Origin of the sequence: Flavobacterium sp. FlaQc-30, assembly GCF_044005885.1 — a bacterium.
In the GTDB taxonomy this organism is placed as follows: Bacteria; Bacteroidota; Bacteroidia; order Flavobacteriales; family Flavobacteriaceae; genus Flavobacterium.
In genome coordinates, this window is the sequence record NZ_JBIPCO010000002.1 from 562,120 (window position 1) to 578,401 (window position 16,282).

The 16,282-nt window shown below is 33.8% G+C and carries 13 protein-coding genes; 6 read left to right on the forward strand and 7 right to left on the reverse strand.

From position 1 onward, the window contains the following. Positions 1 to 13 precede the first annotated feature (13 nt). The 6 genes from ACHRV0_RS07660 to ACHRV0_RS07685 all read left to right on the forward strand — a co-directional run bounded on the left by ACHRV0_RS07660 (position 14) and on the right by ACHRV0_RS07685 (position 10,338). Complete coding sequence (locus tag ACHRV0_RS07660) at positions 14 to 919, forward strand: carbohydrate kinase (RefSeq protein ID WP_395440418.1); 906 nt, start codon at positions 14 to 16, stop codon at positions 917 to 919. 157 nt (positions 920 to 1,076) lie between these two features. Continuing rightward, the gene (locus ACHRV0_RS07665; RefSeq protein ID WP_395440419.1) at positions 1,077 to 2,180 is read left to right on the forward strand and encodes a fatty acid desaturase family protein; all 1,104 of its coding nucleotides are present in this window, start codon (positions 1,077 to 1,079) and stop codon (positions 2,178 to 2,180) included. A gap of 1,093 nt (positions 2,181 to 3,273) precedes the next feature. Further along, positions 3,274 to 4,380, forward strand: a complete 1,107-nt coding sequence (locus tag ACHRV0_RS07670; protein WP_089052784.1) for an efflux RND transporter periplasmic adaptor subunit — start codon at positions 3,274 to 3,276, stop codon at positions 4,378 to 4,380. A 33-nt stretch (positions 4,381 to 4,413) separates the two neighbouring features. After that, on the forward strand, positions 4,414 to 7,527 hold the full coding sequence (locus ACHRV0_RS07675; protein WP_129024653.1) for an efflux RND transporter permease subunit: 3,114 nt from the start codon (positions 4,414 to 4,416) through the stop codon (positions 7,525 to 7,527). A 9-nt stretch (positions 7,528 to 7,536) separates the two neighbouring features. Then, positions 7,537 to 9,039 (forward strand): TolC family protein, encoded by a 1,503-nt coding sequence (locus tag ACHRV0_RS07680; RefSeq protein ID WP_244284334.1) that lies wholly within the window; start codon positions 7,537 to 7,539, stop codon positions 9,037 to 9,039. 654 nt (positions 9,040 to 9,693) lie between these two features. Further along, positions 9,694 to 10,338, forward strand: a complete 645-nt coding sequence (locus ACHRV0_RS07685; RefSeq protein ID WP_129024651.1) for a M15 family metallopeptidase — start codon at positions 9,694 to 9,696, stop codon at positions 10,336 to 10,338. Positions 10,339 to 10,342: 4 nt separating this feature from the next. Here ACHRV0_RS07685 and ACHRV0_RS07690 read toward each other — a convergent pair whose 3' ends face one another. The 7 genes from ACHRV0_RS07690 to ACHRV0_RS07720 all read right to left on the reverse strand — a co-directional run bounded on the left by ACHRV0_RS07690 (position 10,343) and on the right by ACHRV0_RS07720 (position 16,280). Further along, positions 10,343 to 10,909 (reverse strand): hypothetical protein, encoded by a 567-nt coding sequence (locus ACHRV0_RS07690; protein WP_129024650.1) that lies wholly within the window; start codon positions 10,907 to 10,909, stop codon positions 10,343 to 10,345. Position 10,910: 1 nt separating this feature from the next. Next, positions 10,911 to 12,092 carry a class I SAM-dependent methyltransferase gene (locus tag ACHRV0_RS07695; protein WP_395440420.1) on the reverse strand — a complete coding sequence of 394 codons (1,182 nt, stop codon included), beginning with the start codon at positions 12,090 to 12,092 and terminating at the stop codon, positions 10,911 to 10,913. A 2-nt stretch (positions 12,093 to 12,094) separates the two neighbouring features. Beyond that, positions 12,095 to 13,186, reverse strand: coding sequence for an AI-2E family transporter (locus ACHRV0_RS07700; RefSeq protein ID WP_129024648.1), 1,092 nt, complete (start codon positions 13,184 to 13,186; stop codon positions 12,095 to 12,097). Positions 13,187 to 13,297: 111 nt separating this feature from the next. After that, positions 13,298 to 14,248 (reverse strand): zinc metalloprotease, encoded by a 951-nt coding sequence (locus tag ACHRV0_RS07705; protein WP_129024647.1) that lies wholly within the window; start codon positions 14,246 to 14,248, stop codon positions 13,298 to 13,300. Positions 14,249 to 14,406: 158 nt separating this feature from the next. Continuing rightward, a complete protein-coding gene (locus ACHRV0_RS07710; RefSeq protein ID WP_395440421.1) occupies positions 14,407 to 14,901 on the reverse strand; it encodes a TrmH family RNA methyltransferase in 495 nt (164 codons plus the stop codon). Between the two features lie 10 nt (positions 14,902 to 14,911). Beyond that, positions 14,912 to 15,550, reverse strand: coding sequence for a DUF4159 domain-containing protein (locus ACHRV0_RS07715; protein ID WP_395440422.1), 639 nt, complete (start codon positions 15,548 to 15,550; stop codon positions 14,912 to 14,914). 16 nt (positions 15,551 to 15,566) lie between these two features. Next, positions 15,567 to 16,280: a 16S rRNA (uracil(1498)-N(3))-methyltransferase gene (locus tag ACHRV0_RS07720; protein ID WP_395440423.1), complete on the reverse strand. Its 714-nt coding sequence runs from the start codon at positions 16,278 to 16,280 to the stop codon at positions 15,567 to 15,569. Positions 16,281 to 16,282: the final 2 nt, after the last annotated feature.

The following is a 16,282-nucleotide window of genomic DNA, read 5'->3' on the forward strand; positions in this document are numbered from 1 at the left end:
AAACAAATTTAGAATGAGTAATATAAAAAAACTTAAGGCAGTAGCTTATGGCGAAGTGCTTTGGGATGTTTTTGTCAATGAAAGAAAAATTGGCGGTGCACCTCTTAATGTCGCAATGCGAATGAAAACGTTAGGATGCGAATCGGCAATGATTAGTTGTGTAGGAAAAGACGCAGATGGAGAAACAATTATTGATTACGTAAAAAGTTTAGGACTTGAAACTGCGGCTATTTTTAAATCTGAGGAATTTGCAACAGGATTAGTAAACGTAGCATTAAACGAGCAAGGATCGGCAAGTTATGAAATAAAATACCCATCAGCTTGGGATAAAATTGTATTGAATGATTCAGCCAAAGAATTAGCCGCTAATGCAGATGTTTTAATATACGGCAGTTTAGTTTGTCGTGATGAAGTATCAAGAAACTCACTTGACGAGCTATTGAAATCAAGCGTTTACAAAGTTTTTGATGTGAATTTAAGAAAACCTCATTATACATATGAAATTATAGAACATCTAATGAATTCGGCTGATTTTATAAAATTTAATGATGAAGAATTATTAGAAATTACTTCCGTAATGAATTCTCCTTTTTCCAGCTTAGAGGAAAATATGCAGTTTGTTGCCGAGAAAACAAAAATAAAAGCCATGTGTGTAACTAGAGGTAAAGACGGTGCTTTATTAATGTGGGAAGGACAATTGTATGAAAACAATGGTTATCCTGTAAAAGTAGCGGATACAGTAGGAGCAGGAGATTCATTTTTAGCAGCCTTAATTACGTCGTTACTCACTGGTAAAGAACCTCAAAAAGCGATTGATTTTGCCTGTGCAGTTGGCGCTCTAGTTGCCGAAGCACCGGGAGCAAATCCTGAAATTTCTCAAGCTGGAATTGAAGCTTTAATGAAAAGAGTTAGAGCGTAAAATATAAAATCTGAAGATTCAAAGCCGTTCTATTGAACGGCTTTTTTGTTTTCGAATTAAAAAGATAGTCTTTTTTGATTTTTGTAATGCTTTGTTTTCGTGTGTTTTAACTTTTTTTTTATTAAATTTGATGTAAGAATTTCTAGCCAAGACCATTATGGAAAAATTAAAACGCCCGGTGTATCTTAAAGCCGGTACTGATGATTTTTTTAAGAAGTTGCGCACAGAAGTGAACGAAACGGTATTACAAAATTCATCATTGTACCTATTCAACATTATTAAGTCGTTAGGACTTTTGGTACTTTTCTTTTCCTCTTACACTTGTATTTTACTGTTTGGAAACAGTACCCCTTTATTATTCTTTTTCTATATTTTGTGCGGTATAACTATGATCGTACTTTTTATAAATGCTTTTCATGACGCCGCGCATGGTGCCTTATTCAAAAAATCAAAACATAATGAATGGTTTATGTATGTGCTGGAGCTTTTTGGAGGCAATCATTGGCTTTGGACAAGACGTCATATCAATCTTCATCATGCATATCCAAATGTTCCCGATTGGGATATAGATATTAAACAAAGTGACATTATAAGGATTTTTCCAAACAGCCCATTGTTTAATTATCATAAATATCAGCATATTTATATGTGGTTTATTTATCCGTTGTACAGCTTAAATTGGATTTATATTAGGGATTTCAAAGACTTTTTTGGAAAGAGAAATAATTATGTAAAAAAAGTGGTAGAGAACATTCCGCAAAAAGAAATATACAAGCTGTTTTTAGCAAAAGCCCTTAACTTATTTTATCTGCTTTTTATTCCTATGATCGTATTAAAGCAGCCTTGGTATATAGTTTTAGCAGGCTGGTTTTCGATGCATTTGTGTGGCAGTATGTTGGGAGTTGTCGCACTTGTGTCAACACATGTTGATGAAGATGCACATTTTCCAGAAACCGATGAAGATGGAAATTTATCAGCAACTTGGGCCATGCATCAAATGATTGTTACTAAAGATTTCAGCACCAACAGTAAATTGGCGAATTTTTTATACGGAGGGTTTACACATCATGTTGCCCATCATCTTTTTCCGGGTGTCGGACATACTTATTATCCTTATATAACCCCAATAATTATGCGTTATGCTGAGGAGTATGATCTTCCTTATACTTCCTATCCGTTTTATCATGCAGTTCGATCACACTTTAGAATGCTCAAAAATAAAGGCGTGAAAGAAAATATTATGATGACAGGCGAAATATAAAGATTTGTCTTAGTTAATTTCTAGCCCATTACATTGAATTTTATTGTGGCTGTAATGCTCCAGAGGAGCAAAATAGTTATAGTTTAATTTACTCTCCTTTTTATAAAGCCCCAGCGGGGCGGCATTTTATAGGCCCTAAATATTTCGCTCCGCCGGAGCTTTAAATCTTTTTCAAAAACTCTGGCTATAAATATTTTGCTCCTCTGGAGCATTTTTAAGACTAATTTTTAGAGTCTGTAAAAAAAACGATTACATCAAAAGGTCTAATTCCATCTTTTTCAATAAGTATGTAGTTAAAAATGTAAATGAAAAGTTAACGATTTGTAAATACAATATACAATTAGAGGCTTATTCATTAAAAAACCGTGTTTGACTTAGGTATTTTGCTTTTTTTGGAAAAATTTAAGAATTGGTTACTTTTCAAATTACTATATTTGGCCCACCATCAAGAAAAGTATACTCTTTTCAAACAACAAATATGTAATCCTTCGCTTTGCGTTCATGAAACAAATTAAGTTCATAAGTATTATTTTACTCTTTCTGCTCACTTTTACAAGCAGTGCAGAGTACTTTAAGCACCCTTCTGAATTTTCAGTTTGTCATGGTCAGGATTTCCTTTCAACATCAGAAATACCAGAGGTTTTACCTTCAGCACTAATTATATCCAAAGATCTGGATATACATTTTATAGTCAAAAAGAAGATGAAATCTCGTGCAGTCTCTTCAGACAGCAGTATTTTAAAAAGTTTATATTTTACCAAATTAGTACATTTTAAGGTCTTTGAAGACAGCTTAATTTATGGTATAGCAAACATATATCAAATTCAGCGTCATACACATCTTCACTTGTACCAGCTTTTCTAGATTTCCCAATTCCCTTTTATTTTTATATACAGAAACAACTTTCTGCAATACTGCCTTGTATTTGTTTTATAAAGGTATTTGCGCTATAAAAATATGCCCTAAAACGGTACTGCTCAAAACAATAAGCAGTATACGATAAACTCTCTATTTTCAGTATTTAACCCATTTACCACTCCCTATAAATCAATATAGGGAGCCAGTATATTTATGTAATTTTTAAAAAACAATTATGAGCATTAGTAAAAAACAATTCCTTTTGTACGCATTCTCTGTTTTATTTCTAGCTTCTTGCGGAGATAAAGCCGAAAAAAAATCCGCAAATATAAAAACACTGCCTGTATATAAGGTAACTGTAAAAGATACCATCGTTTCAAATCGATTTGTTGCTGATGTACATGCTAAAAATAATGTCGAAATTCATGTTCGTATACCTGGATTACTAGATAAAGTATATGTAAGCGAAGGACAAAGAGTAAAAAAAGGACAAATTCTTTTTAAGATCAGTGACGTAGAACTTCAAATACAACTTTTAAAAGCCGAAGCTGTTTACAAAAGCACATTAGCAGATCTTCGAATTGCAACAGTTGAACTAGAGCAAGCTCAAACTCTTTTTAATAAAAAAGTAATTGCTGACAAAGAATTAGAATTGTCAAAAGCAAAGCACGATGCAGCAAACGCTAAAGTTGCTCATGCCTCGGCAGAAAGAAAAGCGATAAAACAGCAAATTAGTTTTACAACCATAACAGCACCTTTTGACGGAACTGTAGATCGTATACCATTTAAAGAAGGAAGTTTGGTAGAAAACGGCTCTTTGTTGACTACAGTTTCACAACTAGACGATGTATATGCCTATTTCTCGATACCCGAAAATATTTATTTTCAAATGATGGCAGATAAAAGTCTTAATACCAAAGGCGATATCAAATTAGTATTGCCAAATGGCATGGTTTACGGTCAAACTGGAGAATTAAAAACAGCCGATGGAGAAATAGACAGACAAACAGGTTCTATTCAATACAAAGCCAAATTTCATAATCCGCAAGGTTTTATCAAACACGGAACATCTGGAAAATTGATTATTTCAGAGCCAAGAACAAATGTTGTTTTAATTCCGCAAAAAGCAGTTTTCTCTATCCAAGACAAGCAATTCGTGTTTGTAGTTGATAAAGGAGGAATTGTAAAAATGACCAATATTGTTATCGGAAGCACTCTTGATGATGTTTACATTTTGAAAAAAGGATTAAAAAAGAACGATCTTATTGTACATGAAGGAACTCAATCACTTCGAGATGGAGATAAGATTAACATTAGAGACGCACAAAGTGTAAGCTTATAAGCCATTACATAATTATTACTAAAAAAATATAAAATGATAGAGTTGTTTATCAAAAGAAAAATATTGTCACTTATCATATCCGTGATGATAGTACTTTTGGGGTTATTGGCTTTGTTTCAATTACCCATAACGCAGTTTCCAGATATTGTACCGCCGTCGGTAACCGTAACGGCAAAATATACAGGTGCCAATGCCGAAGTATCGGCCAATGCCGTGGCACTACCTTTAGAACGTGCTATAAATGGTGTGCCGGGAATGACTTATATGTCGACCGTTACCTCAAATGATGGTTTAACCCTAATTCAGGTTTTCTTTGAAGTAGGAACAGATCCTGATCTTGCTGCTGTAAACGTTCAGAACAGGGTAACAACTATTCTTGACGAACTTCCAGAAGAAGTAATACGAGCCGGAGTTACCACCGAAAAGGAGGTAAATAGTATGTTGATGTACTTAAATATTACAAGTACAGACAAAACTCAGGACGAACAATTTATCTTCAACTTTACGGATATTAATATTCTTCAAGAGTTAAAACGTATTGATGGAGTAGGTCGTGCGGAGATTATGGGACAGAAAGAATACTCGATGCGTGTATGGCTGGATCCGCAAAAAATGCTTTCTTATAATATTTCGGCAAACGAAGTGATAACTTCACTGCAAAAACAAAATATTTCTGCAGCTCCCGGTAAAGTTGGAGAAGGATCTGGACAGCTTGACAATCAGCTTCAATATGTAATTAAATACGGAGGAAAATTCTTTGAACCAAAACAGTATGAAGAAGTACCGCTTCGTGCCAATTCTGATGGAACAATCTTACGTTTAAAAGATATTTCTAATATCGAATTTGGAGCAATGAGTTACGGAATGGTTTCTAAAACTGACGGAAAACCTTCGGCTTCCATCATGTTGAAACAAAGACCAGGTTCTAATGCCTCTGAAGTAATTGCCAGCGTAAAAGAAAAAATGGCAGAGCTGAAAATATCGTCTTTCCCTCCTGGAATGGATTATAATATTGCTTATGATGTATCACGTTTTCTTGATGCTTCAATCGATGAAGTTTTAAAAACATTAATAGAAGCCTTTATTCTAGTAGCTTTTGTTGTTTTTATATTCCTGCAAGACTGGCGTTCTACGTTAATACCAGTATTGGCAGTGCCAGTAGCCTTAATTGGTTCATTTGCCTTTATGTCGATGATGGGATTCTCTATAAACCTGCTTACCCTTTTTGCCCTAGTACTTTCCATAGGAATCGTTGTCGATAATGCTATTGTAGTTGTAGAAGCCGTCCATGTTAAAATTTCTGAAGAACATATGGCGCCTCTGCCCGCAACAATTAGTGCAATGAAAGAAATAACAGGAGCCGTTATTGCGATTACAATTGTTATGGCAGCCGTGTTTATACCAGTTGCATTCTTGAGCGGTCCTGTTGGAGTTTTCTACAGACAGTTTTCGCTTACTATGGCAATTAGTATTGTAATTTCAGGAATTAACGCCCTTACATTAACACCAGCTTTGTGTGCTATAATGCTTAAACCACACGATCCAGATAAAAAGAAAACATCATTATTAGATCGTTTCTTTGTTCGTTTTAATGCGTGGTTCGACAACATTACTTCGAAATACATCAGAGTATTGTCAAAATTTGCAGATAGAAGTTCGATGACTATTGGACTTTTAGTTTTGTTCTGTTTCCTTACTTGGGGAACTTCGAAGTTCTTACCTTCAGGATTTATACCTTCTGAAGATCAGGGAATGGTGTATGTAAACGTAACTACACCACAAGGAGCTACGGTAGAACGTACCGAAAAAGTACTTGATGAAGTAACTCGCATCGCCAAACAAATTGATGGAGTTGACAACGTAACAACTCTTGCCGGTTACAGCATCGTTACTGAAATTGCAGGAGCTTCATACGGTATGGGAATGATAAATCTGAAAGACTGGAAAGATCGAAACATTTCTGTAAATGAATTTATTACCATGCTTACGCAGAAAACAAAAGGTATCGCAGATGCACAAATTGAAGTTTTTGCACCGCCTACAGTTCCCGGTTTTGGTAACACCAGCGGTTTTGAATTACGTTTACTGGACAAATCAGGTGGAACGATTAATAATACCGATGCAGTTACTAAAAACTTTATTAAAGAATTGAATGCTTCGCCAGAAATACAAAATTCATTTACAAGTTTTGATGCTACATTCCCGCAGTATTTAATACATATTGATTATGATCTTGCGGCCAAAAAAGGAATCTCTGTAGACAATGCTATGTCTACCTTGCAAACCATGCTGGGATCGTTTTATGCCACAAACTTTATTCGTTTTTCTCAAATGTATAAAGTAATGGTACAGGCAAGTCCGCAGTTTAGAAAAAATCCAGAAAGTATTCTAGACATGTATCTTAAAAATGATGCAGGGGAAATGGTGCCATTTTCAACATTTATAAAACTAGAACGAGTTTACGGCCCAGAGGTTTTAACCCGTTATAATATGTATATGTCAGCCATGATCAATGGTGAACCAGCCGATGGATACAGTTCTGGAGAAGCCATTGCAGCCGTAGAAAAAATCGCTGCCGAAAAACTGCCAAGCAGATTCGAGCTCGAATGGTCAGGAATGACACGTGAAGAAATTCTATCAGGAAACCAAACCATTTACATTTTTGCCTTGTGTATTCTTTTCGTTTACTTATTACTTGCTGCACAATACGAGAGTTTACTGCTTCCGTTTCCAGTGCTTTTAAGTTTACCTGTAGGAGTTTTTGGTTCCTATCTTGCATTACTCGCAGTAGGCTTAGACAATAACATTTATGCTCAGGTCGCCTTAGTCATGCTTATAGGACTCCTCGCCAAGAATGCCATTTTGATTGTAGAGTTTGCGATTGCCCAGAACAAGCTGGGGCAAGGAATTACCGAAGCTGCAATTGAAGGCGCAAGATTACGTTTCAGACCTATTTTGATGACCTCATTTGCTTTTATTTCTGGACTTATACCATTGTGTATTGCCTCAGGAGCTGGTGCAATTGGAAACCGATCTATTGGTACTGCAGCTGCAGGAGGAATGTTAATAGGAACTGTTTTTGGACTGGTAATAATTCCGGGGCTTTACATCCTGTTTGCAAAAATTGAAAAAGCTTGGAATAAATAAATGAAAACAATGAAAAATAATTTTAGAAAATTTCTTAAACATACAGAGTCAATATATCTCATTACGAATAAATCAAAATATGTACTTGTAGTTGTGTTTTTAATGTTACTTTCTGCCTGTTCTGCCCCGAAAGAGGCAGAGCAGCAGAAGGTAAAAACACTGCCTGAAAATTTTGCCTCAAATCCAAAAACAACAGACAGCCAGCAGACCTTTACACCGTTAAAAACAGAATCGTATTTTAAAGATCCAGAGCTGGAAAAATTGTTAGACATAGCGGTAGCTCAAAATCCTGATTATTTAGCAATGCAGCAAAGAATTCTCATTGCAAATTCACATCTAAAAGTGGCAAAATTGGCTTTACTGCCATCATTTGATATTGGTGCAGATGTTTCAGGAACACATTACGGTAAATATACTATGGATGGTGTAGGGAACTTTGATACTAATTTCTCGCAGAACATATCAGAAAAACAAAGAATTAATACCGATGTAACGCCTAATTTATTTTTAGGAGGAAAAGTATCTTGGGAAGCTGATATATGGGGAAAACTGAGCAATAGGAAAAAAGCTGCCCAACAAAGATTTCTTGCATCGCAAGAAGGAGTAAGATTGTTGCAGACAAGATTATTGAGCGATGTTGCTGAGCTTTATTTTAAGCTTATTGCGCTCGACAAGCAAAAAGTAATTTATGAGCGAAACTTAAAAACGCAGCAGCGTGCCCTTGATATTGTTTCGGCACAACGAGCAGTTGGTAAAGCAACAGAATTAGCAGTGCAGCAATTTAATGCTCAAAACAATAGTATTTTGGCTGAAGCCGAAGAATTAAACCTTAGTATAGATCAAACAGAAAAAGCTTTGCTGACTCTTTTAGGTGAATACGGAGGTAAAGTAACCAGAAGTAAAGATTTTCTATCAGGACATCTTGAAGTGCTGAATCAAAAAATGAGTGTTGATTCTATCATACATAACCGACCAGATGTGTCACAAGCTTATTTCGAATTACTGGCTACAAAAGCGGATGCCAAATCGGCGAGAGCGGCTTTTTTTCCAACAGTAAACTTAGGAGGTTATGTTGGTCTTAATTCATTCTCTTTTGCAACATTCTTTGACAGCGGATCATTTGCTTGGCAGTTATTGGGCGGAATTACTGCGCCAATATTTAATAAGGGACAAATTAAACATGAGTTTTTTACTGCCAATCGCAGACAGCAGATCAGCTTTTTAGAATATCAAAATTCAATCACAACTGCTTACAATGAATTGAGTGCGTTATTGTATCGTACAAAAGCGTTTGAAGATGTTTTAAAATACAAATCAAAACAAGTTGAACATCTCGAAATTGCAGTAAATGTGTCAAATGATTTGTATTTGAGCGGTTATGCCAATTATCTGGAAATAATAAACGCACAAAAAGACATGCTGCAAGCAGAACTTGATTTTGTAGACATACAATTTAAAAATGTAAGCTCACAAGTATTGTTGTACAAAGCTTTAGGAGGAGGAATAAATTAAAAATTTCTTCGATACTATTTTCTAATAAAATGCGTAAAAGTCTAAGACTTTTGCGCATTTTTTTTGCTGTTTAAAAACTTATTTATATGAGAAAAATATTCATTTTTAATTAGTTGGGTAATATCATTAAGTTAAGGAAAAATCTATAATACTGTAGCAAGCAAATATCAATATTCACACTGTTTGTCATTCCGACGAAGGAGGAATCTTCGTACGTAACTCCGCAACGAAAGCCCAATCTTTGTAGAGCCTCTCGCGGAGATTTCTCCTTCGTCGAAATGACAATATTGTGTTTAAACTTTGCGTTTTAGTGCCTTTTCGAGATTAATTTTTGTCTTCAAAAATCTTAATTTAATGATGTTTAGCTAAAGCTGGAGGCTGTTAAATAAATTTAATACTCTAATAAAGCGTTTCACTTATTTTAAACACAGAGAGTTGGCTATGTTCAAGGAATATATTTCTCTTTTACATTCTTTGTTGTGCAAGAAAAATCTATGTTTCTATGTGTTTATTTTTTTCATCACTCATGTTAAGCGAACAGACAAAGTAATTACATCCGAAGTGTTTATCTTTAAAATATTTTAGGAAGAAAACCGATTAAATAGGAGATTGGCATTTTTTTGAGTAATTTCATTTTTTCAAAATTTAAAATTCATGGTACAATTAACCAAAACTCTTTTTGTAATCGCTTTTTTTTCAATTATAAATGCAAATGCTCAAAACGAAACATATGCAAGTCCTAAAGAAGTTGCAGATACAACTTTTGTAAATTTAAAAGACTATAGCAAAGATTTTGTGTACGATATGAAATATGCGACCGAAGACAATTTTTTGAAAGCAAAAGTATACGATTGTGCAGAATGTTTACTGCGCTATAAAACAGTTAAGGCTTTAATCGCCGCCAATAAAGATTTTATTGAGAAAGGCTATAGAATTAAGCTTTTCGACTGTTACAGACCTTTATCAATTCAGAAAAAAATGTGGGAGATTGTTCCAAAACCAGAATATGTTGCAGATCCTAAAAAAGGATCTATACATAATAGAGGAGGAGCTGTAGATATTACATTAGTCGATTCTAACGGAAAAGAACTGGAAATGGGAACTTCTTTTGATTACTTTGGTTTTGAGGCAAGTCACAGCTTTCCAACACTTCCTAGAAAAGTAAAATCGAATAGAAAATTTCTAAAAAAAATAATGATTCAAAATGGGTTCAATCCATTCGATTCAGAATGGTGGCACTATAATTTAAAAACAGGGCTCAAAGACCCTGTTTCTAATCAAAAATGGACGTGTGAATAATTAATTATTCAACACATCTTATGTTTTGCATAAAGTAAGTATTGGGTTGATAGGTCTTGCCGTTCATTTCAGAAATCAACTCGCCTCTTACAATATAATCATCTATATCAGTCAAGTACTTAATTCTCATGATCGAAACAGGGGATTTTTTCAATTCCTCAAAATTATCCTTCATAAACATAAAAATTCCTGTATTTACACGGTTGTCAAAACCTTTATCATCGCGAAGTAAAGTACCGCAGTTTTCTTGATTGATATGTAGTAAAGTAACAATTTTACCATTTTCTAACTGCAAAAATATTTTTGAGTTTTTATCAAAACAGTTGGCTTTCATAAAATCTTTACTTTTTTGAATCAACTGCACGTTCAAAGTTGGAAGACCATCCGTTTGTGCCAGCGAAAAGAAGATGTAGCTGGAAGTACCTCCAAAGTTTTTCTCGCTTACTAAATATTCATTAGTTATTTTATAAGTCCCAATAGAATCGGTAACATTAGTACTGTATTCACATGGTTTTTGTGCAAATGCTGTAAAGGTTAATAAAAAAAAGGTTAGTGTAATTAAGTGTTTCATTTTAAATTATTTTTGTGCAAATTAAAACTATTTTGTTGTCATTTTTATCAGTTGTAAAAAAACAATATTTATTACCTCCATTTTTTATTTTCCATTTTTTTCGAATGTTCTCTACCGTTTCAGGAAAATTTCTGGTGGTAATATTGGCCTGCTCATTTGCAAGCTCCGTTTTCATGTCATTTTTATTGTACGGAATCACTTTTTCTATTTCGAAAGCACGCCCGGGAAAATCAATTAATTCGTCAGAAGTATATAAATGCGAATGTTTGTGCAGTTTACCAATTTTAAAAATCGAGCTTACTTCATCAAATCCACCAGATTTCATTATTGCCGAATTGGGTTCGTAAATATACTTTTTAGGCAATTCATATGGTATAAAATCCATTTCGTCATCCAAAACAAATTCAAAAGTTTCGATTTTATCCTTTAAAATATTAGCTGTTTTTAATGTGATGCTGCCTTTATACTGATTGTGAATTTCAAAAAGTAATTCCTTAACCTCGTTTTCAAGAGCAATTATATGAATGTTTTTTACAAATTTTAATTCAGATAAACCCGCAGAAATATCTAGTAAAGGAGCCGTTTTGATTAAAATTGAATTCGATTTTTCAAAGTAAAAGTCTAATGATTCCGGAACATTTGGCAAACAGTCTTTCAACATAAAAACTTTGCCTTTGGCATCATTTCGGCGAGAAGGATCAATATAAATCCAATCCCATTTTATTTCAGATTTATCTAAAACATCTGCAGAATCAGCAGCATAGAAATCACAGTTTACAACTTTCAGCTGTTCAAAATTATGTTTTACAATATTGGATAAATCTTCATTGATTTCGCAATGCGCAACAACTTTAAACTTTTTAGAAAAGTAATAATCATCAACTCCAAAGCCGCCTGTAAGATCAATTAAAGATTTACCAGAAATTAAAGAAGCTTTATAGTCAGCCGTTTTTTCTGATGAGGTTTGTTCAACAGAAACCTTGGTTGGATAAATAATGTTTTCGGTTGAGAACCAAGTTGGCAGTTTGTCTTTAGCTTTAGTTCTGGCTTCGATTTGATTTAAAACTGCGATCCAGTCAACCTCAGGAAAAGGATTTTTCTGAAGCGCAAGTTTACTAATAGAAACACCAGTATTTTGAGTAATAAATTGTTGAATATTTTTGTTTAAAATCGAAAAGTTCAATGCTAAATTCTTTCAGTTAATACGGAGACAATTTTGTTGTCAGGGAAAAATTCTTTTAAGATTACTTTTACCATCGTAAAAAATGGAATTGCAATAATCATTCCTACGATTCCAAAAGTGATACCGCTGATTACCGTAATTAAGAATATCTCTAACGGATGCGAATTTACACTTTTTGATGAAATTATAGGCTGGCTGATATTATTATCAATAGCCTGAACAAGTAAAAAGCCTATGACTACATAAATAGTAGTAGGTAAAATCTCCGATTGAAAATCTTGCCCAATTAAGCTGATCATCGTTAATAATGCCGCCAAAATAGTTCCAATAATTGGACCTATATAAGGTATAATATTTAAGATGGCACATAAAAAAGCAATTACAAATGCATTTTTATTGCCAAAAATAAGAAGCACAATAAAATATAAAATAAATACCACTGTTAATTGAAGCAGTAAACCGATAAAATAGCGGGTTAAAAAATGATTTATCTTGGCAACTGAGTTTAAAATTTTATCTTCATTAGTGTCAGGCAGAATTTTTCTTGCCGAAACTTTAAAAGCATCTTGATCTTTAATAAAGAAAAAAGTGATGAAAAATACTGAAACGAATCCCATACCCATATCAGCCATAAAACTGAAAATAGAGTTTAGAAATCCCGTAAAGTAAGTTAAATCCAGCATAGAAGTTATTTTAGATTCTTTTAAAACTTTATTCAAATCTACATGCTGAATGTTAAAGTAACTTTCGATACTTTTTTCTGTAGCAATAAACTGCTGCTGCAAGTTGTTAGTGTCCAGCAGCGATAAATTATTAGCTTGAGAGATAATTAATGGAACAAATAGTAAAATAAACCCCACTAAGGCTAATACAAAAAGAATAAGTGTAGTAGTAGCAGCTAATGAATTACTGAATTTTAGTTTGTTCTTTAAAAACTGCACTAACGGATTTGCGATTAAGCATAATATTAAAGAAATACATAAGTAAACAATAACACTTTGAATTTCATATAAAAAATAGAGTCCCGCGCCAACAAGTAAGATTGTAGTTAAAGCTCTTAAAATTCCGTTTGAAATAGTTTTTGACGTTACCATATTTAAATTTTAGATGATAAATATAGGAAAAAGCTTTTGAAAATTTTGGATAAACAAAAAAAAGCGAGATGATAACATCTCGCTCTTTGTTTTGTAAATACGGTGTTTGATTTAGATTCCAAAAGCCGCTCTTGGTCCTCCCGAAAGAAAAATAGCAGCCATTCTGCTTTTTTGTCCTTCCGAAAACATATACATAGCATTATCGTCAACATAATCCATATAATTCATTGTCATTTCTACAGGAGTTCCCGTACATGTGCTGTAATGCGGGTATGCTGGAACACCATAGTTTGCAGTATTGTGTGTTGGTGTATCCGTAACTAAATCACTTCCACAGCTTGCATCTCCCCAAATATGGCGTAAATTCATCCAGTGACCCACTTCGTGAGTTGCAGTTCTACCAAGGTTAAATGGCGCATTTGCAGCTCCAGATAAACCAAAGTATCTAGAGTCAACTACAACTCCATCTGTAGCCGAAGCTCCACCAGGAAATTGTGCATAACCCAAAATTCCGCCTCCAATTGCGCAAGACCATAAGTTAAGTTTTGTCGTAGGAGAAGTTGGTGCGATACCGCCTTGAGCTGTTTTTTTCATGGCGTCATTTGTACCCCAAGAAGTTTTGGTAGTTGATTTTCTGATCACTTGATCTAAAACAAATGTAATTCCGATATTGGCTTTAACTCCTGCAAATAAAGCTGGAACATTTCCGTAATCAGAATTTTGTGCGTTAAAATCTTTGTTTAAAACATCGATTTGCGTTTGAATTTGTGCATTTGAAATATTCTGTGCTGCGGTTTTATACAAAACATTCACAACAACAGGAATTTCGATTTTGCCATTCACTAAACGATTTGTAAGTAATTTTTGATTGGTAAAGGCTTCAATTTCATTCATCCTAATGGCCAACATAGGATCTGCTTTTAATTGAGCGTCTAAAACTTCCTGTGAGGCACAAGCACGACGAGTTACGGCACTTGTGTCTGAATTTGACGATTCAGTTTGGTCGTTTTGACATGAAAACAGCACTAATGCTGTGATTGCGGTAATAATAACTTTTTTCATAATACTTGGGGTTTTTGTTATAAAAAATTAAATTTGGTTATTTATGTCGCAATTTTATAACAAAATGATATTTTAACCAAAAAAATATAACAATTTTTTTGTCAGAATTTTACAAGCCCTTGTATAGTCTAGTTCTTACAAAAATGTTAAATATTTTTTTATGAAGTAAATTCGTATAAAGCTATACTTGCAGCTTGCACAACATTCATGCTGCTGTTCTTTCCAAACATATTTATGTGCACAATTTGATGTGAAATTTTTAAAAGCTCATCAGAAATACCATTAATTTCATTGCCAATAATAAGTGCAATTTTTTGGTTTTCAGGAATTTGAACTTCTTTTAAAGGTTTGCTGTTGCTTGTGATTTCGAGTGAGATAATCTCGAAATTGTTTTCTTTCAGAAAGGTGATTAAATCAGAAGTTTCTTCAATAACAGTATGAGGTACATGAAGATGTGTGCTGCGTGAAGTTTTATTTATTTTTCGTGGAGTTAAAGGAATATCCTTGCCTAAGAAAATAATGTTTTCAACTCCCAAAGCTTCACCAATTCTAAAAAGCGAACCAATATTTTGCTGAAAATAAATATGATCGCAAATCAAAGTTATTGGAAAAGTTTTTCTTTCAAATTGGTTTTCTTCGTGAGTAAGCTGCACTTTTTAGTCTTTAATTGGTAAAAATATAGTTGATGATATTAGCGCCCATTTTTAGCGCTTTATCTCGAACATTTGCGGGATCATTATGTACTTCTGCATCTTCCCATCCATCACCTAAATCACATTCGTAAGTGTATAATAAAACTAATTTATTTTCGACGAAAATTCCAAAAGCCTGTGCGCGAGTTCCATCATGCTCATGAATTTTTGGAAGTCCGTTCGGAAAAGGATAAGGTTTTTGAAAAATAGGGTGATTGGCAGGAATTTCAATTAAATCGTTATTTGGAAATATCTTTTTTATTTCCTTTCGAATATATTGATCCATTCCATAATTGTCATCAATATGTAAAAAACCTCCAGCAGTTAAGTAATTTCTAAGATTAGTAACATCAGAATCGCTGAAAACTACATTTCCATGACCCGTCATATGTACAAATGGATACGAAAGTAAATCTGGATTACTAGGTTCAACAGTTGATGGTTTTGCTTTTATTCTAGTATTAATGTTCGCATTGCAAAATCGTATTAAGTTTGGAAGCGATGTTGGATTTGCATACCAGTCGCCGCCGCCGCTGTATTTTAACAAAGCAATTTCTTGTGAAAAAGAAGAAATAGAAACGAATAAAAATAAAAGAAATATTTTTTTCATAGTTCTTGAATAACAATTAGTTTGAAACTTCATTAAAAAATACAACACTATGACAAGCTACAACTGCAGCAGTTTCAGTTCGTAATCGAGTATTTCCTAAAGTTACCGGTTGAAAATTATTTTCAAGAGCCAACGCAATTTCCTTATCTGAAAAATCGCCTTCAGGACCAATTAATAAAGTTACATCTTCGTTTGGTTTTAAAGCACCTTTCAAAGATCTTTTGTCTGTTTCCTCACAATGCGCGATGAATTGCAAACCTTTATTTTTTTGTTTAATGAATTCTTTAAAAGAAACAGCATCATTTAGTTTTGGCAGAAAAGTTTCATTTGACTGCTTCATAGCCGATAAAATGATTTTTTCAAAACGCTCTAAGTTGATGACTTTTCGTTCAGAACGATCGCATATAATTGGCGTAATTTCTTGAATTCCAATTTCGGTCGCTTTTTCTAAAAACCATTCAAAACGATCATTCATTTTAGTTGGCGCAACGGCTAAATGCAAGCGAAATTTTGGTTCTGGCGATTTTTTTATAGAAAGTACTTCAACAATACATTTGTTATCGGAAGCTAAAGTTATTTCGGTTTCAAACAATAAACCCGAACCGTTTGTAACATGAAGAATATCTGAATCTTTCTTGCGTAAAACTTTTATAATATGTTTGCTTTCTTCTTTATCAAAAGAAAAACTTTTTGTTGTTTCGTCTATATCAGGATTGTAAAATAACTGCATAA